The organism is Zavarzinella formosa DSM 19928, assembly GCF_000255705.1.
GTDB lineage: Bacteria > Planctomycetota > Planctomycetia > Gemmatales > Gemmataceae > Zavarzinella > Zavarzinella formosa.
In genome coordinates this window covers 636,188-656,839 of record NZ_JH636442.1, presented here as the reverse complement: position 1 = coordinate 656,839, position 20,652 = coordinate 636,188, and the positions used below count along the sequence as shown (strand labels likewise).

General features: G+C 58.6%; 13 protein-coding genes. 6 read left to right on the top strand and 7 right to left on the bottom strand.

Features of this window, described 5'->3' with window-relative positions:
• Nucleotides 1–8: 8 nt before the first annotated feature.
• The 3 genes from BGIM_RS0123940 to BGIM_RS0123930 are packed head-to-tail and all read right to left on the bottom strand — an operon-like array spanning nt 9 to nt 2,739.
• The gene (locus BGIM_RS0123940; protein ID WP_040890263.1) at nt 9–746 is read right to left on the bottom strand and encodes an ABC transporter ATP-binding protein; all 738 of its coding nucleotides are present in this window, start codon (nt 744–746) and stop codon (nt 9–11) included.
• Nucleotides 747–766: 20 nt separating this feature from the next.
• Nucleotides 767–2,062 carry an HlyD family secretion protein gene (locus BGIM_RS52095; RefSeq protein ID WP_020472255.1) on the bottom strand — a complete coding sequence of 432 codons (1,296 nt, stop codon included), beginning with the start codon at nt 2,060–2,062 and terminating at the stop codon, nt 767–769.
• Nucleotides 2,059–2,739, bottom strand: coding sequence for a TetR/AcrR family transcriptional regulator (locus BGIM_RS0123930; RefSeq protein ID WP_020472254.1), 681 nt, complete (start codon nt 2,737–2,739; stop codon nt 2,059–2,061). Before BGIM_RS0123930 ends, BGIM_RS52095 begins: the two co-directional genes overlap by 4 nt.
• Before the next feature lie 191 nt (nt 2,740–2,930).
• On the opposite strand from BGIM_RS0123930, the gene BGIM_RS0123925 reads away from it, so the two are divergent.
• Genes BGIM_RS0123925 through BGIM_RS0123910 form a run of 4 tightly spaced genes read left to right on the top strand, consistent with a single transcriptional unit; the run spans nt 2,931 to nt 14,190 of the window.
• Entirely contained in the window at nt 2,931–8,114 is a 5,184-nt protein-coding gene (locus BGIM_RS0123925; RefSeq protein WP_157369371.1) for a VWA domain-containing protein, read from the top strand.
• 33 nt (nt 8,115–8,147) lie between these two features.
• Nucleotides 8,148–12,083, top strand: coding sequence for a hypothetical protein (locus BGIM_RS0123920; RefSeq protein WP_020472252.1), 3,936 nt, complete (start codon nt 8,148–8,150; stop codon nt 12,081–12,083).
• Nucleotides 12,080–13,093, top strand: coding sequence for a hypothetical protein (locus BGIM_RS58135; protein ID WP_157369370.1), 1,014 nt, complete (start codon nt 12,080–12,082; stop codon nt 13,091–13,093). Before BGIM_RS0123920 ends, BGIM_RS58135 begins: the two co-directional genes overlap by 4 nt.
• Nucleotides 13,090–14,190: a prenyltransferase/squalene oxidase repeat-containing protein gene (locus BGIM_RS0123910; RefSeq protein ID WP_157369369.1), complete on the top strand. Its 1,101-nt coding sequence runs from the start codon at nt 13,090–13,092 to the stop codon at nt 14,188–14,190. The genes BGIM_RS58135 and BGIM_RS0123910 overlap by 4 nt, the downstream gene beginning before the upstream one ends.
• A gap of 59 nt (nt 14,191–14,249) precedes the next feature.
• On the opposite strand, the gene BGIM_RS0123905 is transcribed toward BGIM_RS0123910, so the two are convergent.
• Nucleotides 14,250–14,633: a hypothetical protein gene (locus BGIM_RS0123905; protein ID WP_020472250.1), complete on the bottom strand. Its 384-nt coding sequence runs from the start codon at nt 14,631–14,633 to the stop codon at nt 14,250–14,252.
• A 63-nt stretch (nt 14,634–14,696) separates the two neighbouring features.
• On the opposite strand from BGIM_RS0123905, the gene BGIM_RS0123900 reads away from it, so the two are divergent.
• Complete coding sequence (locus BGIM_RS0123900) at nt 14,697–15,962, top strand: NPCBM/NEW2 domain-containing protein (protein WP_020472249.1); 1,266 nt, start codon at nt 14,697–14,699, stop codon at nt 15,960–15,962.
• Nucleotides 15,963–15,965: 3 nt separating this feature from the next.
• Here the strand turns inward: BGIM_RS0123900 and BGIM_RS0123895 are convergent, their stop codons facing one another.
• Nucleotides 15,966–17,168 (bottom strand): DUF697 domain-containing protein, encoded by a 1,203-nt coding sequence (locus tag BGIM_RS0123895; protein WP_020472248.1) that lies wholly within the window; start codon nt 17,166–17,168, stop codon nt 15,966–15,968.
• Between the two features lie 11 nt (nt 17,169–17,179).
• Nucleotides 17,180–18,589, bottom strand: a complete 1,410-nt coding sequence (locus BGIM_RS0123890; RefSeq protein WP_020472247.1) for a YcjX family protein — start codon at nt 18,587–18,589, stop codon at nt 17,180–17,182.
• A gap of 164 nt (nt 18,590–18,753) precedes the next feature.
• On the opposite strand from BGIM_RS0123890, the gene mqnE reads away from it, so the two are divergent.
• Nucleotides 18,754–19,884 carry an aminofutalosine synthase MqnE gene (gene mqnE, locus BGIM_RS0123880; protein ID WP_020472245.1) on the top strand — a complete coding sequence of 377 codons (1,131 nt, stop codon included), beginning with the start codon at nt 18,754–18,756 and terminating at the stop codon, nt 19,882–19,884.
• Nucleotides 19,885–19,892: 8 nt separating this feature from the next.
• On the opposite strand, the gene BGIM_RS0123875 is transcribed toward mqnE, so the two are convergent.
• Nucleotides 19,893–20,621, bottom strand: a complete 729-nt coding sequence (locus tag BGIM_RS0123875; RefSeq protein ID WP_020472244.1) for a hypothetical protein — start codon at nt 20,619–20,621, stop codon at nt 19,893–19,895.
• Between the last annotated feature and the right edge of the window lie 31 nt (nt 20,622–20,652).

Here is a 20,652-nt window from a genome sequence, read left to right as displayed (position 1 = left end):
CGTGACAATTACGCCACGCCCGCTTTTTGGCGTTGGCCGAGTTTGGCGGTGCGGTCGTCGTCCAGCACAAGGCGGCCTTTTTCCAAGTGCAACGCTCGCATGGCTCGTTCGGCGGCGTGGGGGTCGTGCGTAACCATAATGATGGTCTTGTTCATCTGCCGACACAGCACGTCCATCAACGTCAGGATTTCGTCGGCTGATTTGCTGTCCAAGTCCCCGGTCGGTTCGTCGGCGACGATCAGCACCGGGTCGGTCACCATCGCCCGGGCGATGCCGACCCGTTGTTGCTGGCCGCCGGAGAGCATCCCCGGCCGGTGGCTCATGCGGTCGGTCAGGCCGACGAGATCAAGGGCGGTCAGCACTTGCTTGCGGCGTTGCTCCTTGGTCATCGGCAGGAGCAACAGCGGTAGTTCGACGTTCTCATAGGCCGTCAGCACCGGGAGCAGATAGTAGAACTGGAACACGAAGCCGACACTGCGAGTCCGCCAGCGGGCCAGTTCGCTTTCGGACATCCGGGAAACATGTTCGTTGTCCACATAAATGTCCCCGCCGGTCGGAGAGTCCAAACCGGCGATGAGGTTCAACAGCGTGGTTTTGCCAGAACCGGACGGCCCCATGAGGGCGAGGAATTCCCCGGCGGGGACATCCAGCGTGAGCTTTTGCAACACCCGGATTTCCTCGCTGCCGCGAGAAAATGACTTGTATAAATCGCGGACGCGGACCATCGCTTGCTTTTCGGCGGGCATGACGGGATTCTCCATCAGTGTTATTTCTTGGGAGGGGCAACGGAGGCTTCGTCGTCTGCTTCGTCGGCCTTTACCTTGGCTTTGTAAACGTCAGTCACCTCGCGGTTCAGGAAGGTGACGGACACGCCCATTTCCGGCTTGAGATAAGAACCCTGTTTTTCTCCGGGCGGAATCACCACTTTAATACGCACCGGCACAACGCTTTTGGCCCGGTTGGCGATGGGCATCATGCGCTCCACATAACCCTCGTACACCCGTTCCGGGTAGGCATCGGACCGCACCTTGCAGACCAGATTTTGCTTGATCTTGGAGATGTCGCGTTCCTGCACTTCCAAGTCCACTTCCAGTTTCCGCAGGTCGGCGATTTCGCAAAGACTTGTCGCCACGCCCCCCACGACCGGATTGAGCAGGCTGCCAATCTCCGCTTTCTTGGTCAGGATGATACCGGTCACAGGCGATCGGATGGTGCAGTTGTCCAGCTTCCATTCCACCTGAGCCAGTCGGGCTTTGGTGGCGTTGTATTCGGCCTCGGCGGCCTCGATCTTTTCCTTGCGAGGGCCGGCTTTCACCAAGTCGTAAGCTTTTTGCTTGGCTTCCACCCGCTTCACGCCCGAGCGGTAATTAGCCTCGGCCACTTCGTATTCTTTGGTCGTGATGGCGTTGCTCTTCTGAGTCTCAAATCGTTGCCATTCCCGGCGATATTGTTCCTGGAGCTCCCGGGCATCCTCCAACTCGGCAAACGCCTGGGCGATTTCTTCGATCCGGCTTCCGGCCACCATTTCGGCGTATTTGGCCTTGGCCGACGCCATCTGGGCCACGGCCTCGGCCTTGGAGGCGAGCAACGGCGTCTGCTCGATCTCGGCGAGGATTTCACCTTTTTTGAAGGACATCCCTTCTTCGATGTTCAACTTCACAATCCGGCCGGCCACGTCGATGGGGCTGATGGATATCTGTTGGGTGGGGATGAGATATCCCTTCACTTCCAACAACACGGCTTCCGGGTTCGTGTTTTCCGGCTGGCCAGCTTTGGGCTTCTCTTCAGACTTTTTGGAAACCCCCGATTTGCCGGCGTCAGCGGATGTTGTTCCGCTCGGTGTCGTTGTGTTGTTCGATGGAGTCGCCCGATAATACTTGATGCCAAAGCCCGCCCAGCCGAAGGCCAGAAGGATGCAAATCGTCCACGGCAACCACGTGGAGTTGTTGTTCCGCGTCTTGCCGCCGTCAAGCTTGCCGGTGAGACGCAGTTCCCGCACCCGTTCGCTCAGGGCGGGCATTCCGTTGGTTGGTTCATCGGCCACGTTGCTTCGATCACTCATTGAGGTCGCTCCCGGCCGGTTTTTTTGGCCGTGGTTTTGATGAACAAGGGGGCCAGCAGGCCGACACACAACTCCAGCATTTCCCCGCGGTCAAAAGCATCCGGGTCGACGGCTAGTTGCATCGTGAGGCCGTGCATGATCGCCTGAAACAATGAAGCGATCGTCTTCGGGGATACTTTTTTCGCCAGCACCGCCGTGGGATTGGCGCTCACGCTCCAGTGCGCGCCCATTCCCATGCGCATTTCGCCGAAACTGGTCGCTAATTTTTCCCGGAAATCCTCCCGGTGGGCCATTTGGGCGAGAAAAGTATATTGGAGAGCGTGAAATTCCCATCCGACGGGGCTTCTTCCAAGAACGGTTGTCAGAGCTTTGGTGATCATCTCCCAAATACCGGGAAGCCCGTGCTTGTCTTTGATGTCGTCCAATCCATGCACTTGACTGATCAACAGGGCCAGAAGACGGTCGAACACCGCCAGCAGAATATCTTCCTTGGTTGGGAAGTAATAAGTGAGCTGCCCCCGCTTCATGCGGGTTTCGCGTTCGATCTTCGAGAGCGAAAGGTTGTGCAACCCCTGCGAAATAATGATCCCGACAGCCGCCTCGACGATCTGTTCCCGCCGGGCGCGGGCGATCACACTGTCGGCCGGTGGTCGATGATTTGGCGTTTTGGTGCCCATAGATGTTTGTGTAGACCGTTCGGACTACGTCGAATGTAGTCCGAACGGTCTACATCTGTCAAGACGACTTGGCGGTCTGGGGAAAGATTGCGGAAGTTTTCATATTCGTGATGTTCGGTTCGTTACACGTCCTTGGTTCGTCCGCTTGCTATAACTGAAAGGGAAGTTCCGCACCACGAGGCCACATCGCTTTGACAGTCCTGTTCGCCATGATTGGGGTGATCTTCGCCCAACCGCTTGCCGTGGCGGCCATCGCCGGGGGGGCGGCCGCCATCCCGGTCATCATCCATTTGCTGAACCGCAAACGGTATGTCGTCATCAACTGGGCGGCGATGCGATTTTTGCTGGCCGCCCAGCGCAAAAACACCCGCCGGTTGAAACTGGAGCAATGGCTGCTCCTGACCACGCGGATGTTGCTCGGCCTGCTGGTCGTGCTGGCGATGGCCGCCGTCTCCCCGTGGGCCGAACGGCTCTGGCAGCGGTTCTTCCCCGGCACGGTGCTGACCGTTTCCAATATGGGCCGCACCCATCGCATCATCGTGATCGACGGCTCTTATGCGATGACCACCCGGCGGGATGACGAACGCACCCGGCTTGACCACGCCCGCGATCTGGCCCGCGAGATCATCACCGGCGCCAGCCCCGGCGATGCTTTCAGCCTGATTCATCTCACGTCGCCGGTGCAACCTCTTGTGCCGGGTCCGGCCGAGGATCGGGATAAGATCCTGCGGCAACTTGACGAAATCCCCGTTACTCACGGGACCGCCGATGTGGTCGGCGGTCTCAGGTACGTTGCCGAACTGGTGAACAAACCCCTTGGCAAGTTCGCCCGGCGTGAGGTCTATTTCCTCACGGATGCCCGGCGAACCGGCTGGCCGATGCCGACCGGCGACACGGCCAAACCCGTCGAGGGCGCGCCGGGTTCGACGACTTCGGCCGCCGCGTCGTGGAGCCGAATTTTTGCCAATTCCCGCGTGATCTTCCTGGATGTTGCCGGGAAGGACGAAGACAATCTGGCCATCACGAATCTAAGCATTGGCGATTCGCTGCCGCTGGCCAACCAAGATTTGGCAGTCACCGCCCAGATTCAGCTATTCGGCCGGCAACCCCGCGAGAAAGTACCCGTCGAACTGCTCGTCGGCCGGACGGGTGACAAATCCGGGCCAAAGGCGGTCTCGCAAAAGCTGGTTGATATTCCGGTCAACACGGCCGTGACAGTGAATTTTGCCCTTGATCGCCTCAACCGTTTGCGGGAACCGGGCCAATATCTCATTCAGGTTCGTGTCGGCGAGGATCATCTTCAACTGGACAATTCACGGTCGCTGATTGTCAGTGTGCGGGACACCGTTCCGGTGATGGTAGTGAACGGCAAACCCTCCCCCGAACCGCTTGACCGGGCCGGGGAATTTTTGAAACGGGCGTTGAATCCTTTCCCCGAAGGAGAACGCTCGGCCGAGAGCCCCGCCAAGGTGACCACGCTCAACCCCCGCGAGTTTCAGGACGCCGGGTTGGGCAATCTCTTCAAACCCGATTCGCCGACAGATGTCGTGTTCCTCTGTGACGTGCCAACCATCGGGGGGAACGAAGCCGCCCGACTTGAAGCCCACTTGAAGCGGGGCGGCAGTGTGGTGATCGGTTTCGGGCCAAACTCCTCTAAAAATCTTGATGCCTACAACCGTGTGCTATTCGACGATGGCAAAGGCATCCTCCCCGGCCCGTTCACAGGAGTTCGCCGGGTGGAGAACAACCACTACTTCACGTTGCTGGCCGACGAGGAAACTTTCAAACAGCCCCCTCTGGTCGCCTTCCGAAGCGAGCAAGAACGGAGCAGTCTCGGCACGCCGCACTTCACGCAATTCGTGCGGATGGATCTGCCGCCAAACAGTCCGGCCCGGCGAATCTTTTCGTTCCTTCCCTCGGAAAAGTCCGGCAAGGGAGATCGTCTTGAGCCGGCGGTGATCGAATGGCCAAAACACCGCGGTCGGGTGGTCGTGGTCACCACCTCGCTGAACGCGGACTGGAACGAATGGCCGCGAACGCTCTCTTATGCCCCGTTCATGCAAGAACTCTTGCGAATGTGCGTGGCCGACGCCAACCGGCTCACGGTTATCGCCGGGGAATCGGTCGAGCAATATGTCTCCCCGCAGTTCGTTGGCTTGTCGGCTGACATCAACCGTTTGGGTGACGCAGACTTTGTCAGCGATCCGGCAACTGTCACCTTAACGGACGAAGCCGGGCTGGTGCGTTTCCCGCATCTTGATTTGTCCGGGGTCTATCGGGTGACCATCGGCGGCAAGCAGGAATCAATGCTGGCCGTCAATGTCCCGTTGGTGACCGGAACCGGCGGGGCCGAGGCCGATTTGAGACGCTGGAACACCGGGGCGTTCAAGGAACTCGTTCCCGAAGCGGATGTCCAAGTGGTGAGCCAGCTCGCCGACGTGCAACGAGCGACCGGCGCTCTTACCACGGAAACCGAAATCCCCGCCGACCCGCGCGGGCCGACCGTGGCCCGCTTGCTCGGGTTGGTTTTGCTCGGGTTGTTGGTTCTCGAATCGATCCTGGCTCTCAAATATGGTTCGGCGAGGGCGGGTTCTTCCCCCGACCCGTCGCGGGTGAAACCGCAACGATGGACAACGGCCCTGTGGCTCATTCCCTTATTGCTATCGCTCGGTGTTTTGGGGGTGGTGCTGCATGCATTGATCTCCGGAGAGTTTCTTGGCTTCCTCTCGATGTCACTGCGAGAACCGATTGAAACCTGGCTCGGCGTTCCGGCGGCGGCCCCCGGCGAGGGAACTCGCTGGCGCATTGAAACCCGGCCATATCTTTCCGGCGACACCGGCACGAATTGGTGGTTCGTCAGCCTGCTGACGGCCGCCTTCGCCGGTTTTGTCGTCTGGGTTTATCGCAAAGAACGACTGGCCGAACCGGCTACGCCGCTTTCATCGGTTCGCCAGCCAATGCACCGATTGATCGCCCTGCGGATCGGCATGGCCTTCTTGCTTATGTGGGTGTTTATGCCGCAAACCCGGCTGATGTTTGAGCGGGAAAGCTGGCCGGACGTGGTGGTGATGATCGACGAATCCCGAAGCATGGGCGTCGTCGATGAATTTCACGATCCTCAAGTGAAATCGGCGGCCGAAGAACTCAAGGTCGCCTGGGCCGAACTGGCCGCCCCGCTGATCCGCGAACACGAATCCGAACTGCGACAGGCGAACTCACGCCTGACAAACGCCCCCGTCGCCGAGCAGGCCGTTCTTCGGGACCGCATCGCCGTGTTGGAAGCGAAACTCCTCGATCTCAAGACCCCTCATCGGTTGAATCTCATCAAGGCAATGCTCGCCCGAGGGGATGGCCGTTGGTTGCAAACTCTTGTCGGCCAGCGGCAGATGCGTGTGCATCTCTATCGGGCCTCATCAACGGCGACACCGATGGCCAGCCTCGACAATCCCGAGGCATGTGCGGACTTGTTGAAGGAACTGATGGACGTCCGGCCCACAGGCGACGCCAGCCTGTTGGGAAGCGACGTTTCCACGGTGTTGAAATCCTTCCGGGGGAACTCGCTTAACGCCATCATCATGTTCACCGATGGCGTCAGCACCGGCGGGGAAGACTGGGCGACGGCCGCGAAGCAAGCCGCAAGGGCGGGAGTGCCGTTGCATCTGGTCGGCGTCGGCGACGCAGCCGAAACGCCCGATTTGGCCATTACCGAGTTCCGAGCAGAAGACACCATTAACCTGAACGACCGGTTGGTGATGCTCCTCAAGGTCCGCTCACAGGGTCCGGGCCTTCCCGATTCCGTGCCGGTGGTTCTCAGTGAGGTACGGGATGGCAAACCCGTCGAGATTGCCCGCGAGGTGATCCGCCTTGATCCGAACGGCAAGCCTGTGCCGGTAAAGTTCGTGCATCAACCCAAAGAGGCGGGTGAAAAAACATTCATCGTTGACATCCCAAAACAGGCCGAGGAACCGGATCAAACCAACAACCGCGTCGAGCATCGCGTGTTTGTGGCCGAAGCCAAACGGCTTCGGGTGCTGATGATTGAGGGCTTCCCCCGTTATGACTATCGGTATGTGAAAAGCCTTTTCGAGCGAGAATCCGATGCGGTCAAGGGAAACAAGTCCATTGAATTGGAGGTGTATCTCATCTCCGCCCAACCGGACTCTCCAAAGCAGGACCGGACACTGATCGGCCGGTTTCCGTCGAGTGATGAACTCAAAAAATATGATCTGGTGATTCTCGGCGATGTTGATTTTAAATCGTTTCCGAAAGGGGATCAGGCGGCCGAAACGCTGGCGAAGTTCGTCAAGGACCACGGCGGCGGTCTTTTAATGCTCGCGGGTGAGCAGGCAAACCCGCACAGTTACCGGGACACGCCGCTGAACGACATCATGCCTGTGATCTGTGACGGGCCCCCCCCGGAACCGGTCGAGCAGGCGATCCGCGAATCGTACCGCCCTCGGCTCACGACTGCCGGGCAAACGCACCCGCTGTTCAAGTTCTCAACCGAAGACGCGGACAATCCCGAGATTTGGAACCGCCTGACACCGTTGTATTGGTACTCCAAAGGTTATCACCGCAAACTCTCGGCCGAGGTGTTGGCCGTCCATCCAGACAGGCCGGCCGAGGCTGCCGCCGGCCAGATCGTCCGGGATGAGAATCATCCGTTGGTGCTTCAACAATTCGTCGGGGCCGGCCGGGTGCTGTTCATTGGATTCGACGACACATGGCGTTGGCGTTTGTTGCAGGACGAACCGCGTTTCAACCAATTCTGGATGCAGGCGGTGCGAACGCTGGCCCGCGGTCGTGTGGGGCGGATCGAGGTGCGGACGGACCGCAAGACCTATCGGCGGGACGAGCCGATGCGAGTCTCCGTGCGTTACCCGGATGAAATTCCCGCCCCGCCTTCGCCCGTGCGCGTCGCCCTTACCCGTGTGCCACCGACACAACCCGGCACGCCGCCGGCGGAGATCGAGGCCCAAACACTGGAACTCGCCCTCAAGGACGGGACGCGAGGAACCTATGAAACCATTCTCACCCGTACTCCGGACGGCGAATACAACTTCGCCCTGACGGATGTGCCCAACGGAACCACCCGGCCGAAGACGGAGGCGAAAGTTTTTCCTCCCCCCGGCGAGATGGATCGGATTCGCCTGAATGAAACCGACCTGCAACGAGCCGGGCGGGAATCGACCGGGAAGTATTACCCGTTGAACGAAGCGGGCGCCATCCCCGACGAACTGCCCGGCGGCGCCCGCGTGGCCCTCGATCAGCCCAGCCCGCCGTGGCTGATCTGGAATCACGAGGCGATCCTGGCCCTGCTTGTGAGTTTGTGGACTGCCGAATGGTTGATGAGAAAACGCTGGCGACTGTTATGATGTGTGGAACCCCGCTTCCATCGGGAAGAGATCATGCCGTTCACCTTGTTGCCACCCCCCGTCACGCGTGAAGACTTCCTGAGTCGACGGCTTGATTCCCTGCGGGGATATTTCCGTCGAGTCGTGTTCACTCGCGCCGCCTGTCGCTGTTTCGTCGTTGCCGTGCTGGCGGTGGGTTTGATTGGCTGGCTGGATCATCGCTACGCCCTCCCGGCGTTGGTGCGGGCGTATGCACTGGTGGGTCTGATCACAGCCGTGCTGTTCCTCTTTCATCGCTGGCTGGTAAAGCCGCTTCGCGGATCAGGCGACCCGGATCGTCTGGCCACCCTTGTGGAACGGCGTTACCCGGATTTCAACGACTCCTTCCGCAGCGCCGTCAACTTCCTGAATCATGACGCCGACCGGCCCACCTGTTCGCCGGATCTCCGCAAAGCCGTCATTCGCCGGGCCGTCCGCAAACTGGAACATCACGACCTGCGGGATGCCGTGGATCGACGCGGAACCATGCGGGCCTTGTTCGGCGCGATGGCTCTTGCTGGGGTGATGGGTTGGTGCGTGATCGTTCAACCGGATGCCGTATTGGCAGGCGCCAAACGTCTGACGGAACCATTCGGCGGCAGCAGACCGCAACAGCAAACGACATTGGAGATCGTGTCCCCCGCCTCATTCCCGCATCGCATGGCAAGGGGCGAAGCGCTGGAATTGAAAGTGCGCGTTGGCGGTTCGATTTCTGATCGCATCACGCTGGTGATCCAACCTGACGGATTGCCAAGCGTGGAACAACAATACACCGTGCCGGATGATGCCCCCGCCAATGAGCCGATTACCCTTCGGATCGAGCCGAGCCGGATTCCCCGGAGTTTCCAATTCCGGGTGAAAGCCAACGACGCGGACACTGGCTGGCGTTCCGTGACAGTGTCCCCGCCTCCGGTGCTTGTTCCTTTCAACGGCCGGCCCAGCCCGCAATTTCATTTGGAATACCCGGCCTACACGGATCTCCCGGACGCCGACCTGCCCGACGGCGGCAGCATCATCGAGTGCATTGCCGGAACCCGCCTAACGTTGCGAGCCGCCACCGACCGGCCGGTGGCCAAGGCATGGATCATTCATCGCCCGGAAAATCCGCTGTCTGCTCAACTGACAATGCTTTCGGTCCTCGGCGGAAAACCCGCCGCCGCAATTCCCGGCTTCGATTTGATGGCCCGCGAAGTGTGGGCCGAAATTCCGCTGACCATTCGGGACGGCGCCTTGTTGGAAGCCACATTTGTGCCGCGAGTATCCGGCCCGTATGTGTTCCGCTTCGAGGATGAAACCGGTCTCGGAACCACCCGATTGCTCGACCTGCGGGTCCACCCTGATCCCGCCCCCGCGGTGACATTGGAACGGGCGATCAACGGCCGGGACCAGATGATCGCGTTGCCGGAAGCGGAAATCCACCTGCCAGTTCGCGCACAGGACAAAACATACGCCATTCGCAGAGTATGGCTGGAATACCGGATCAACTCCGAACGGGCCGTCCGCATGCAGATGATTTATGATCCGGGCCAATTGACGAATTTATTGCCGCTGTTGCTCAATCTGAAGCCCTCGACAACCAACTTTCCCGTTCCCTCATTATCGCTCACAAGGATGCAGCAATTGGCGGCCGAACCGATGCTGGCTCTTGCCAGTGTTCGCACGGAAGACGGTCGCCCACTGCGAGAAGGGGACATGCTGACACTTCATGCGGTCGCCGATGATTTCGACGATGTCACGGGCTTCAAGGAACCCGGCCGCAGCACGGAATTGCGAATCGCCATCGTTTCCAAGCAGGACGTGGAAACCATCGTCCAGCAAACTCAAAGCGAAGTGCGCGATCAACTGGCCCGGTTGCGACAATTGCAACAGGAAGCCAAAACAAAGGTGGAACAGGCCGCCAAAACACCTGAGATGAAACCCGCCGAAATGGATAAGTTCGCCGAGGCCGAGCAGACTCAGGATCAAATCCGCAACAAGGTCGAACAGGGCGAGGAAAGCATCCGGGCGACCATCGACAAACTTCGCCAGCAATTGAAGGAAAACAAGGTTCCCGATTCGCTGGCCACCGAACGACTCGACGAAGCCGCCAAGGAGCTTGCCCGTCTTGCCGATCGAGAATTCGAACCACTGGCCGGGGATTTCGCCAAAGCCAAGCGTGAACCGGACCCGAAGGCAAGGAAGGCTACGCTGGACAAGATCGCCGAACGCCAACGCGGGGTTGAGAAAACCTTTAAGGAACTCGTCGAACGGCTGGAGCCTTGGAGCGGGGCCGGCGAAATCCGGGGCGATGCCCGCAACTTGTCACAGGACATTAAGCGACAGGCCGACCAAACCAACCAGCTTGGCGGCAAAATCCCCGAGAACACCCCTCCGGAAAAGCTGGATCCGATGGCGAAAGCCGAACTGGACAAGGCCATCCAAAATGCCGAGCGTCTCAGCGACCAGGCCCGCGAACTCATCGAAAAGATGAACCGACTGGCAGTCGAAAAGGAAATGTCAGCAGGGGAGAAAATTCAACAATCCACGGCTGCGGAGAAGCAAGCCGCTGATTTGAAAACTCAGGCCGCGAAGGAGCCCAAAGGTTCCCCCAAAGAACGCGACCTTGCCAACCAAATCGATGAGAAAACCCGCGAGGCCGGCGATCTCCGCGAAACAGCCGCCGATCTGCAACGCGAGGCCGCCGCTTTGCGACAGGCCGGACAAGCCGGCAACTCGGAAGAATTGAAAGAACAACTGCGACAGGCCGCCCAAGCCGCGAAGCAAAACCAGCTCAACCGAGCCTCCCAGCAACAGCAAGCCGCCAAAGAGAACGTGGACCGCTTGCTGAAGAACCTGCGTCAAACTGACGAGCAAAACGCCGAGCGGTTGCAAAAGAAAACCGAGCAGGCCAAGGCCGATCTCGACAAGATTCTCGACGAACAAGAACGGCTGCAAAAGAAGATCGATGATGCCGAGAAAATCCCAGACGAAACCCTGCGACGTGAAACATTAAAGAAACTCGCGGCCGAACAGGAACAACTGGAGAAGCAAACGCGAGAACTGGCCCAGCGGTTGAACCGCCAGCAAGCCGAACAACCCGCCGAGCGCCTTCGCCGGGCTGCCAATGAGATGGCCAAAGCCCGCGAGCAATTGCAAGAGGGGCAATCCCCCGGCGACAAGACGGATGAGGCCCTTGAACGCCTCGACGACGCCAAACTGGAACTGGAACAAGCGAAGGGTGAGCAAGAGGAAAAGCTCAACCGGGAACAACAAGCCGAACTTGCGGACCAAATTCGGGCGTTGAAGGAACGTCAAGAACGGATGAACGCCGAAGCGACGAGAATTCACCAAGTGGTGAAGCAGGCAAAAAAATGGGAACGGCCAATGCGAGCCAGCCAGAACGATCTTCGCCAACAGCAGGCGAAACTCGGCGAGGAGGCCGAGACACTGATCGAGAAAGAGTTTCAGAAGATTCCCGTGTTCGGCCGGATGTTGCGACAGGCGGCCGGAGCGATGAAACTGGCATCCAAGCGAATGGACGCCCGGTTGGAGGCCGCCGAAAGCGGCCCCTTCGACGCGGAGTTGGAGGATATCGCCGAACTCTCGACCCGCAGCCAGCAGATTTTGGCGAAAGAACGGTTGGAGCAACTTCTCGACGCATTGAAGCCGGATGCCCAACCCAAACCCGAATCGATGGCTGCCCCGCCGCCGGGAGGAGGGCCAATGCCCCCGGCGATGGGAGGCGACGAGCCGAAGAAACCGAAACTCCCGCCACTGGCCCAACTCAAGGCTCTGCGGAACCTCCAAGCCGACATTGGCGTGAGGACACATGCCTTCGACAAGGCCCATCCGGATCGCACCATGCTCAACGATGATGACGCCGATGAACTGATGGCGCTGGAGCAGATGCAACGGGACATCGCCGATCTCATCAAGGAACTGACCGCCGACGCTCCGGGGGAAATGCCATGAGAAGAATTTTGACCATCGCCCTCTTCTCCGGGTTGATCGGCGGGATGACCGCTCAAGAGCCGGAAAAGAAAGACGCCCCGGCGAAGCCCAAGGTCGAGGCAAAAAAAGAAGTCGAGCCTGAGAAAAAGGACGAGGAAACGGACGTTAAAAAGACAGCCGAGCGGATCGCGGATAACGCCGCCAAAGCCGGGGAACGCCTCAAGGAGAAAGACCCCGGCAAGGACACCCGCGAGTTGCAGGAACAAATTTTGAAGGACATTGATGCACTAATCAAAAAGTCTGACCCGCCGCCGATGAAGTCCGACATGCCGCCACCGATGCCGCCCATGAACCCGCCGCCGATGAAGTCCGACATGCCACCCCCGCCTATGGATGGGATGCCGCCCCCGATGGGGGGGATGCCTCCTCCACCGCCAATGGGAGGGATGCCACCCCCGATGGGGGGCATGTCCCCGATGGGGGGCATGTCCCCGATGGGGGGAATGCCGCCACCCATCGGGGGAATGTCCCCGATGGGCGGGATGCTTCCCCAACCGATGGGAGGCGGTCAACCCATGCCGAAGAACGAAGAAAGCATGGGAGGCAGTCAACCCATGCCGAAGGAAGGCATGGGCACCGCCAAGCCGGAGCAAAAAAAAGAAGGCATGGGGGGCGGTCAGCCGATGGGTACTCGGCCCGGCCGACGACCCCGGCCCAATCGTGAACCAATGGGCAAAGAACCAATGGGCACGGGACCGATGGCCAGGGCCGAACCCAAAGACGGCGAGGGTGGCAAAGAACCGAAGGGGACCAACCAGCAATCAACCTTCGGCCAGCCGCCGAAGAAGAACAACCGGCCTGAGCAATTTGCCGAAATGTACAAAGATGTCTGGGGGCAACTCCCCGACCGTCTGCGACAAGAAATGGACATGTATTACCGCGAGCAATTCATGCCTCGATATGGCGAGCTGTTGAGGCAATATTATTCGTCCATCGCGGAACAGAAAAAACGCGGTCCCGGAGACAAATGATGCCCTCACGCCGCCAATTTATCACGCGATCCATGACCGCCGGGGCCGGACTGGCATTCGGCTTCCCCACGCGGGCCAACCCCGGCGCCGACCCGTTCACGGAGCGGGAGTATCAAAATCTTGTCACGCCCGATGTTCGCCGGGCCGTGGACCGGGGCTTGCAATTCCTGGCAACCACCCAAAACCGGGATGGCTCTTTCGGGGATTCCCCGATGTTTCACGGCAATCTTGCCGTGACCAGCCTGGCCGGGCTGGCCCTGATGGCCGGGGGCCATCAGCCGGGTCGCGGACAATACGGCGACGCCGTGAAACGGGCGTTGAATTTCGTGCTGAGCATGGAGCAACGAAACCCGGAGGGTTTCCTGAACAACCCGACGAGCCTTTATAAACAGGGACCGATGTATAATCACGGTTTCGCCACCCTGTTTCTGGCTGAGGCCCACGGTATGGTGGCCGACCGGAAACTCGGCAAAAACCTTGCCGACACGATCCGACGGGCCGTGGATCTGATTATTCGCTGCCAGAATTCCGAGGGGGGCTGGCGCTACGATCCGATGAAGCAGCACGCGGATTCGTCCGTCACCATCTGTCAGATCATGGCCCTGCGGGCGGCCCGAAACGTGGGTTTCTTTGTGCCCAAAGAAGTGGCGGACAAATGCGTGAAATATGTCCGCTCCTGCCAGACGGCCGACGGGGGTTTTAGCTACTTCGCGGGACAGGGACCGGCGGCCTTCGCCCGCTCGGCGGCCGGGGTCGTGGCCTTGTATTGCGCGGGGGTGTATACCGGGCCGGAGATTGAAAGAGGATTGCGTTATTTGATGAAGTTCAAGCCGGGCGACTTTGCCGGGGGTCGCGGCTTCATGCCGGAATCACATTATTTTTACGGACACTATTACGCCGCCCAAGCCATGTGGACCGCCGGACCAAAATACTGGAACGACTGGTTTCCCGCCATCCGAGATGAGCTGCTGAGGATCAATAGATCAAGAAACGACGGCTCCTGGCAGGACCCCACAGTATGCGGGCACTATGCCACGGCGATGGCCTGCATCATCCTGCAGATTCCGAACAATTATTTGCCCATTCTGCAAAAATGAGGACCGGGTAAAAAAGAAGGGCAAGGCGAAGGGGGCTGCGAGTCTTTGTCAAACAACACTTACTTGGACATCGTCTGCAAAACGGCTTTGATGGTCTTGTCGCCGAGCTTGTCCTGCCACTTTTTCATTTCCATCACAAACAGCGTGATGTCCACCGGACTGGCCGTCTCAGTGGCAACAGCCAGAGACATCTCTGGTGTCTTGACGGCGTTTTTCCGAACCTTGGCGGCCTTGGAACCCTTGCGAATCCGCAGAGGGGGCATTCCCTGGCGTTTCCGTTCGGCGCTCCGAAGCTGCGACACATAGGCCTTTTCCAGTTCAAGGCCGTATGTTTTCTTCAAGTAGTCCACACATTCGTCCGGCGAGGCGTCCCAGCCGATTGCCACAATCATCGCGCGAATCTTGTCCTGCTGACTCACTTCACCCTCGGGTTTCTTCGCCATTGCCAGTTTCCTCGCATATGATAGATTCGGGCGAATCAACACATTGTTGTCAAGATAATATACATGCTGATCCAACACAATTTGGCAAGATTCAATCCGTTATCAACACAGAAATCTTATCTATTTAGCGGATTAATACCCGGTCAAAAAATCCTCGCCTTCCTTGTTTTGATCGCCGGCGGGTTGTCCTCTGGCCGGGCCGAATGGCGGGTCAACACGATTTCAGGCTCGCCGGCGATCACTTCCGGCGTCACTATTTCCGCGAATGGCGACCTGATTCTTGCTGAGAAAACACCCATTCCAGCGGCGATATGGTATTCGTTGCGCCGGACGGATCAGCCGCTGCCAGAACCAACAACCGGTCCTGTTCTCTATTTCACAAACGGGGACCGCCTCCCCGGCCGTCTGCTGGATTCGGACGGAACGACCATTCGCGTGCAACCGGCCTTCGCTGATCCAAAATCGGATCATCCGCTCACAGTGTCCCTTTCCTCTGTCAACGCGTGGTTCCTGCGAATCCCGACCGATTCCGAATACTTGGAGACGCAATCCAAGCCTCGCTCACGTGATCTCCTTGTCAATCGCCGGGGGGATTCGCTGGCTGGTTCCATCGCCACCTTGGACGACACGGGTTTTCGCCTGCAAGACGGCCCCAAAACCACGCTGGTCGAACGGGGAACAGTTACCGCTGTATTTTTCAACACGGAACTGGCCCGTGTTCGCAAACCCAAGGGGCGATATTACCGAGTCCGTTTTACGGATGGCACCCGGTACGCCGTTGCCGGCTTGTCCGTCGATGAAACGACCTGTCGGCTGACGACATTCGCCAAGGAGGCATTTGCCGTGCCCTTGTCACAAGTCATTTCAATTGATGTGGAACAAGGTCCGGCCATATGGATTGGTGATTTCAAGCCTCTCCGAAACGACTATCAACCCTTTGACGGGGAATCCCGCCTCCGGCAAACAGATCGAAACGCACTCGGGCATCCGTTGCGGCTGGCCGAGCCAAAGGGCGAATCAACTTATGCGTGTGGTCTCGGTCTCACGGGCGGGATGTCGCTGACCTACGATCTCGGTGGCAAGTTTAAACGATTCGAGGCACTGGCCGGGATGGATGCCCGAGATGGCCGTGTTGGCGAGGCAATTCTTCGCTTCCTGCGCGACGGCAAGCCCGTTGAACTGCCTGACGGCGGCCGGGTGGGATTGAAGCCGGTTGAAATGATTGTTGACGTGGCCGGGTGCAAGACGCTGACAATCACCGTCGAACGGGACCGTCACGCCGGAGTCCAGGACATTCTAAACCTGGCAAATGCCCGATTAATTCCCTGATCTTCAAACATGGCTCACCGGCCGAAGCACCTTGGCGGCGTATTTGCCCAACCGGCTGATGAGTAAATAGTTCACCGCCCCGGCGCTCGCTTTGGCCCCGAGTTTGCCAAAAACCTTGCCCAAAAACACCTCGGAAGCAGGCAGGTGGGGTTCCACGAATTGCTGAAGTTGATCGGACGCCATTCCCTCCATCTCGTTAATCTGCCCGGCGGCATACGAATTGAAGAACACCCGCGTGAGCAACACCATCGTGCCGAGCCGACCGGCCCTCAAGTTGTAAATGGTGCAAAGATCGGCAATCATCGCAAAGCTGAAATAGAGCGTCATTCCGGTGTCCGCCAAGGCATTCGGGGAAACGGCAGTGGCGAATGCCGCCCGACGGGACCAATATTTGATGCGTTCCCTGGCCGCATCGTCCAACTTCTGTTGAAAAGTCTCGCGGAAGGCAACAAACCAAGATTGCGAGTCTGGCCAGCGGTCCTTGTCCATCAATTGGTCGCGGGTTTTCATCACCGCATACAGCGAATCTCCGGCAAGGCCCACCCGGGCCAGACGCTTACGATCCCGATCCGTTGAAGCCGGATACTCGAGGAGATAATTCGTCAGTTGTTCATAAGCTTCGTGTCGCTTGGCATTAATCAGCCAGCGCAACCGGGTGCGGCGTTCCAGTTCCTCCAAGCCGCGCAAACGAAGTTGTTTGTTTCGCCTAAGTTTCAAATAAAGCACTATCAGCCGACTGACAGAATAAAGCACTAAAAACGACAATAATCCGAACACTCCCCACGCGGCATACCACATTGGCCCGCTTAGGGCTTGAATAGCAATAATGGCCGTCGAAACTTGGTTGAACAAAAACAACCCAAGAATACCGCCCATCCCCAGCATCACCAACCCAACAAGCGGATGCCCGAACAAACTTGGCAAGCCGAACACCGTCGGCTCGGAGGCCAAAAGTTCCTGGGCCTGTTGCATCTCGGCATCGAGCAACGTCAGTTCACGCGGCAGATCGTTCTTGGCGGGCGTGGTGAGTGTCGGTGGCACTTGGGCCAGCCGCCCCTCGCCCTCGTCTGTCTCACCGGGGCGGGACTCAAAGTTTTCTGAAGAGAGTCGTTGTTGGGCGATATCGGGCAACGGGACGGGGACCGGTGGTTCCGGACGCCGCGGAGCCTGCGGCAGCATCAACGGCATGTCGTCGAGGTCGTTCATTGCTCTCTCCGCTACCAACTCAGGAAATTGAACAGTTCATCCAAACCCACTTGTTCGGTCGGGCAATTGCTCAGGGGGGACACTCGCGGATACACATCCGGAAAAATGAAATCCCCCGGCTTCCAACCCTGTTCCGGCCACACATCCGGAACGGGGGGAACGCTAAATTTTCGTTCGGCTCCGGGGGTCAACGGCGTGCCGTCCGCGTCATATAACGTGCTGCCGAGCATCTCCCGGCGGCCCTGTTGATTCTCCCTCGCCCCGAGGACAGCGGCGACCGGGAAATAACCCATCGTGATTCCCCGGCAATTCTTGGCCTCATGCCGGACGAGTTGCTCCATCAAACTCCGCACTCTCGCACGATCTTCAAATGGAATACGGTCGGTTTTCGGAGCCACAAAGGCTATCCGACTTATCCATGATCGCCGCCAGTTGACCGGAAGCAGCGTCTCATATACGTTTCGCAACACCAGATCGAGGGTGGTGTCTTTCGGGTCGAGGGCAGCCAGCAGATCGCCGACAAGTTGTCGGTAATCGTTGTACATCCCGGGCCCGTGACCCAAAATAGCCAGCACATCGACCATGATGACCAAGGCATGACAAGTCTTCAAACTGGACACCACGGGAAGAATGACTTCCTCCTGGTATTTGGCAAATCGCCCCACGAACGCCTCCACCCATTCCGGATGTGTCGTTCGAGAATCGGCGGGCAGGGGAACGAATTCCTCCTCCGGTGAAAGACCGCAATAACGTGTCTTTGCCAAGATTTCCGAATCAGTTCCCTTGATGCGCTGTCCGTCGCGGTCCAGCAAGAAAGTCGAGGGGGTGATGTATGGCCGGTAAGCCAGCCGGGATTTGGCGAGAGCGACCTTATAACGGTGGACGACATCGGCCACGGAAGCGTCAGCCCGCCGGGCGAGTTCAAAAAATGGCTGAAAATACTCCCCGGTCGTCAGGTCTTTCTCCAACCGGCGACACGTCCGATCCGACCATGCGGCGTAAGCCGTCTTCGCATCCTTCTCGCCGGTGATCATCGGGATGTCGTTGACCCGTTCCCCTGGCAAGTCAAACAGATGCAATCGCAAACGATTGAAGGTCCAATCGCTTCGTTCAAATTCGCAAACGTATTGGGAGATGTCTTTGGTGGCGGCGGGCCACTTGCCGTTCTGCACGAACTGATTCCGATAACCCTCATAGTCGAACCACGACAGCGACCCGGGTTTGCGAACATCGGGAGTGTCCGTGATTTCCTTATAATGGCTCACTTCGCCGTATTTGTTGGCCGCTCCCAATTTGAATCGCAATGGATCGTGAAACTTCAAATGGTTGATGAGGGAGGTGAGCAGGACGGTCTTGCCGCACCAGCGCGGCCCGATAATGCCGATTCGGCGTTCCACCGTCTTCCACCGGAACGTGGACATGCCGTCCCCCACAAGCGAAAAACCTTATCATACTCTTCGCCGCCGGGCGGTGTGCATTTGATTGACCCGTTCATGCCGAAAATCGGGTCTGGTTATGCGATTCCCGCCCGGCACGGTTATTCTTTGGAAGAGGCCGGCCTCACGCCACGATATGGAAACGGCACATGACTACGACTGAGCGAATTGATCTGATCCGGACCAAAGTACATGGCGGCGAACGCCTAAGTTATGACGAAGGCGTGTTTTTGGACGCCAACGCGGATCTGCACACATTGGGTGAACTGGCCAACATTGTGCGGGAACGAAAGAACGGCAAAGTCACCTATTACAATGTCAACGAACACCTTAACCCGACCAATGTGTGCGTCTATCGTTGCACCTTTTGCGCGTTTCGGGCCGATTTGAAGTCCGAAAAGGGCTACGTCATGCCCGACGAACAGATTATTGCACGCGGTCGGGAGGCGACTGACCGGGGCTGCACCGAATTACACATTGTTGGTGGCCTGCACCACCAGCTTCCGTATGAGTGGTATTTGAACATCGTGCGGATTCTGCACCGCGAATTCCCGGACCTTCACCTGAAGGCTTGGACAGCCGTGGAATGGGACTGGTTTGCCCGCATGACCGGCCGGCCCACCAAAGAACTGCTGCAAGAAATGAAAGATACCGGTTTGGGCAGCCTGCCCGGCGGCGGGGCGGAGATTTTCCACCCGGAGATTCGCAGCCAGATTTGCGAGCACAAGGCTGATGGCGCCGAGTGGTTGCGGGTCCACCAAGAGGCTCACGAAATCGGGCTGAACTCGAACGCCACCATGCTTTACGGCCATATTGAAAAGCCGGAACACCGGATCGATCACTTGGTGCGTCTGAGAGAACTACAGGACAAAACAGGCGGCTTCCAGACCTTCATTCCACTGGCCTTCCACCCGGAAAACACCCGTCTGAGCCACATCCCCAAACCCTCCGGCCTCACGGACCTGCGGGTGATGGCCCTGTCCCGGTTAATGCTGGATAACTTCCCGCACATCAAAGCTTACTGGATCATGCTTGGGATGCAGACGGCTCAGATCGCCCAGAATTACGGGGCCGACGATATTGACGGCACCGTCGTCCACGAAAAGATTTACCACGAAGCAGGCAGCGATTCCCCGCAAGAATTGACCGTCGAGGAATTACGACGGCTTATCACCGAAACCGGCCACACCCCGGTCGAACGGGACACGCTATACCACGAAATCATCCGGGAACCCGGCTCGAAGTGGCGAAAAGGCAAACGGATGCTGGCGCTGGCGTGATGCGACTGTCATCCGGCGGCAAGATGAATACGCAGGTCCACACAAGCGGCGGCATGACTGGCTTCCAAATCGAGAGGAACCGCCAAATCGGCCGACAACCATAACGGAACCGTCGGCAGCCGGTTGCCCAATTCCAAGGGAGCCGGCCACGCCAGCAATTGCCCTGCCTCATCGTGGCCGATGGTTCTGTAGGAAACGACCCCCAAACCAGCAGATATTTCGGACACCACTTCCACACCCAAAGCAACCAGCAGGTCGGCGTGCAAGTTGGCCAGTCGGGTTGTCACCACATCAACCACCACAACTCCACATCCTTGTCGAAGCAGGACGGCGCATTTTGAGGCAAACGCCTGCCGGGAACGAAGCCGATCCTTGTTTCCGGGACTGACCAATTCGACGGAGGCTGCGAGAACCGGGTCGCCATTGTCTGACATCACATCCACCCGCACGCCATCAATGGCCGTCAGGTCAACGACTAGCGATATTCCGGGAGAGTCTGGTTTCCAGTCGGACATCCCGGCCGACCCGTCAATCGTTCCGTTTGAGATTGAGTCATGTAGCGCCGCCACATCAATTTCCACGGGTCCGTCATGATCCAGAAACGGGACGGCATAATAACCGGCCGGAAGGACGCCTTGATTCAGCAGGCGGGCCATGGCGGCGGCCCAAGCTCCGTGAAACCCTCTCCACGGATGCGTGCGGCTCAACGGCGGACGAAAGTGATCGAGCAATGGCATGGTTGCTCCGTAAAAACTGACCGCACATGTC

Bases quoted from the DNA above. Each gene is read 5' to 3' on its own strand.
- BGIM_RS52095 (WP_020472255.1), bottom strand. From the start codon at position 2,062: ATGAGTGATCGAAGCAACGTGGCCGATGAACCAACCAACGGAATGCCC.
- BGIM_RS58135 (WP_157369370.1), top strand. From the start codon at position 12,080: ATGAGAAGAATTTTGACCATCGCCCTCTTCTCCGGGTTGATCGGCGGG.
- BGIM_RS0123940 (WP_040890263.1), bottom strand. From the start codon at position 746: ATGCCCGCCGAAAAGCAAGCGATGGTCCGCGTCCGCGATTTATACAAG.
- mqnE (WP_020472245.1), top strand. From the start codon at position 18,754: ATGACTACGACTGAGCGAATTGATCTGATCCGGACCAAAGTACATGGC.
- BGIM_RS0123930 (WP_020472254.1), bottom strand. From the start codon at position 2,739: ATGGGCACCAAAACGCCAAATCATCGACCACCGGCCGACAGTGTGATC.
- BGIM_RS0123905 (WP_020472250.1), bottom strand. From the start codon at position 14,633: ATGGCGAAGAAACCCGAGGGTGAAGTGAGTCAGCAGGACAAGATTCGC.
- BGIM_RS0123910 (WP_157369369.1), top strand. From the start codon at position 13,090: ATGATGCCCTCACGCCGCCAATTTATCACGCGATCCATGACCGCCGGG.
- BGIM_RS0123895 (WP_020472248.1), bottom strand. From the start codon at position 17,168: ATGAACGACCTCGACGACATGCCGTTGATGCTGCCGCAGGCTCCGCGG.
- BGIM_RS0123900 (WP_020472249.1), top strand. From the start codon at position 14,697: ATGCTGATCCAACACAATTTGGCAAGATTCAATCCGTTATCAACACAG.
- BGIM_RS0123920 (WP_020472252.1), top strand. From the start codon at position 8,148: ATGCCGTTCACCTTGTTGCCACCCCCCGTCACGCGTGAAGACTTCCTG.
- BGIM_RS0123890 (WP_020472247.1), bottom strand. From the start codon at position 18,589: ATGTCCACGTTCCGGTGGAAGACGGTGGAACGCCGAATCGGCATTATC.
- BGIM_RS0123875 (WP_020472244.1), bottom strand. From the start codon at position 20,621: ATGCCATTGCTCGATCACTTTCGTCCGCCGTTGAGCCGCACGCATCCG.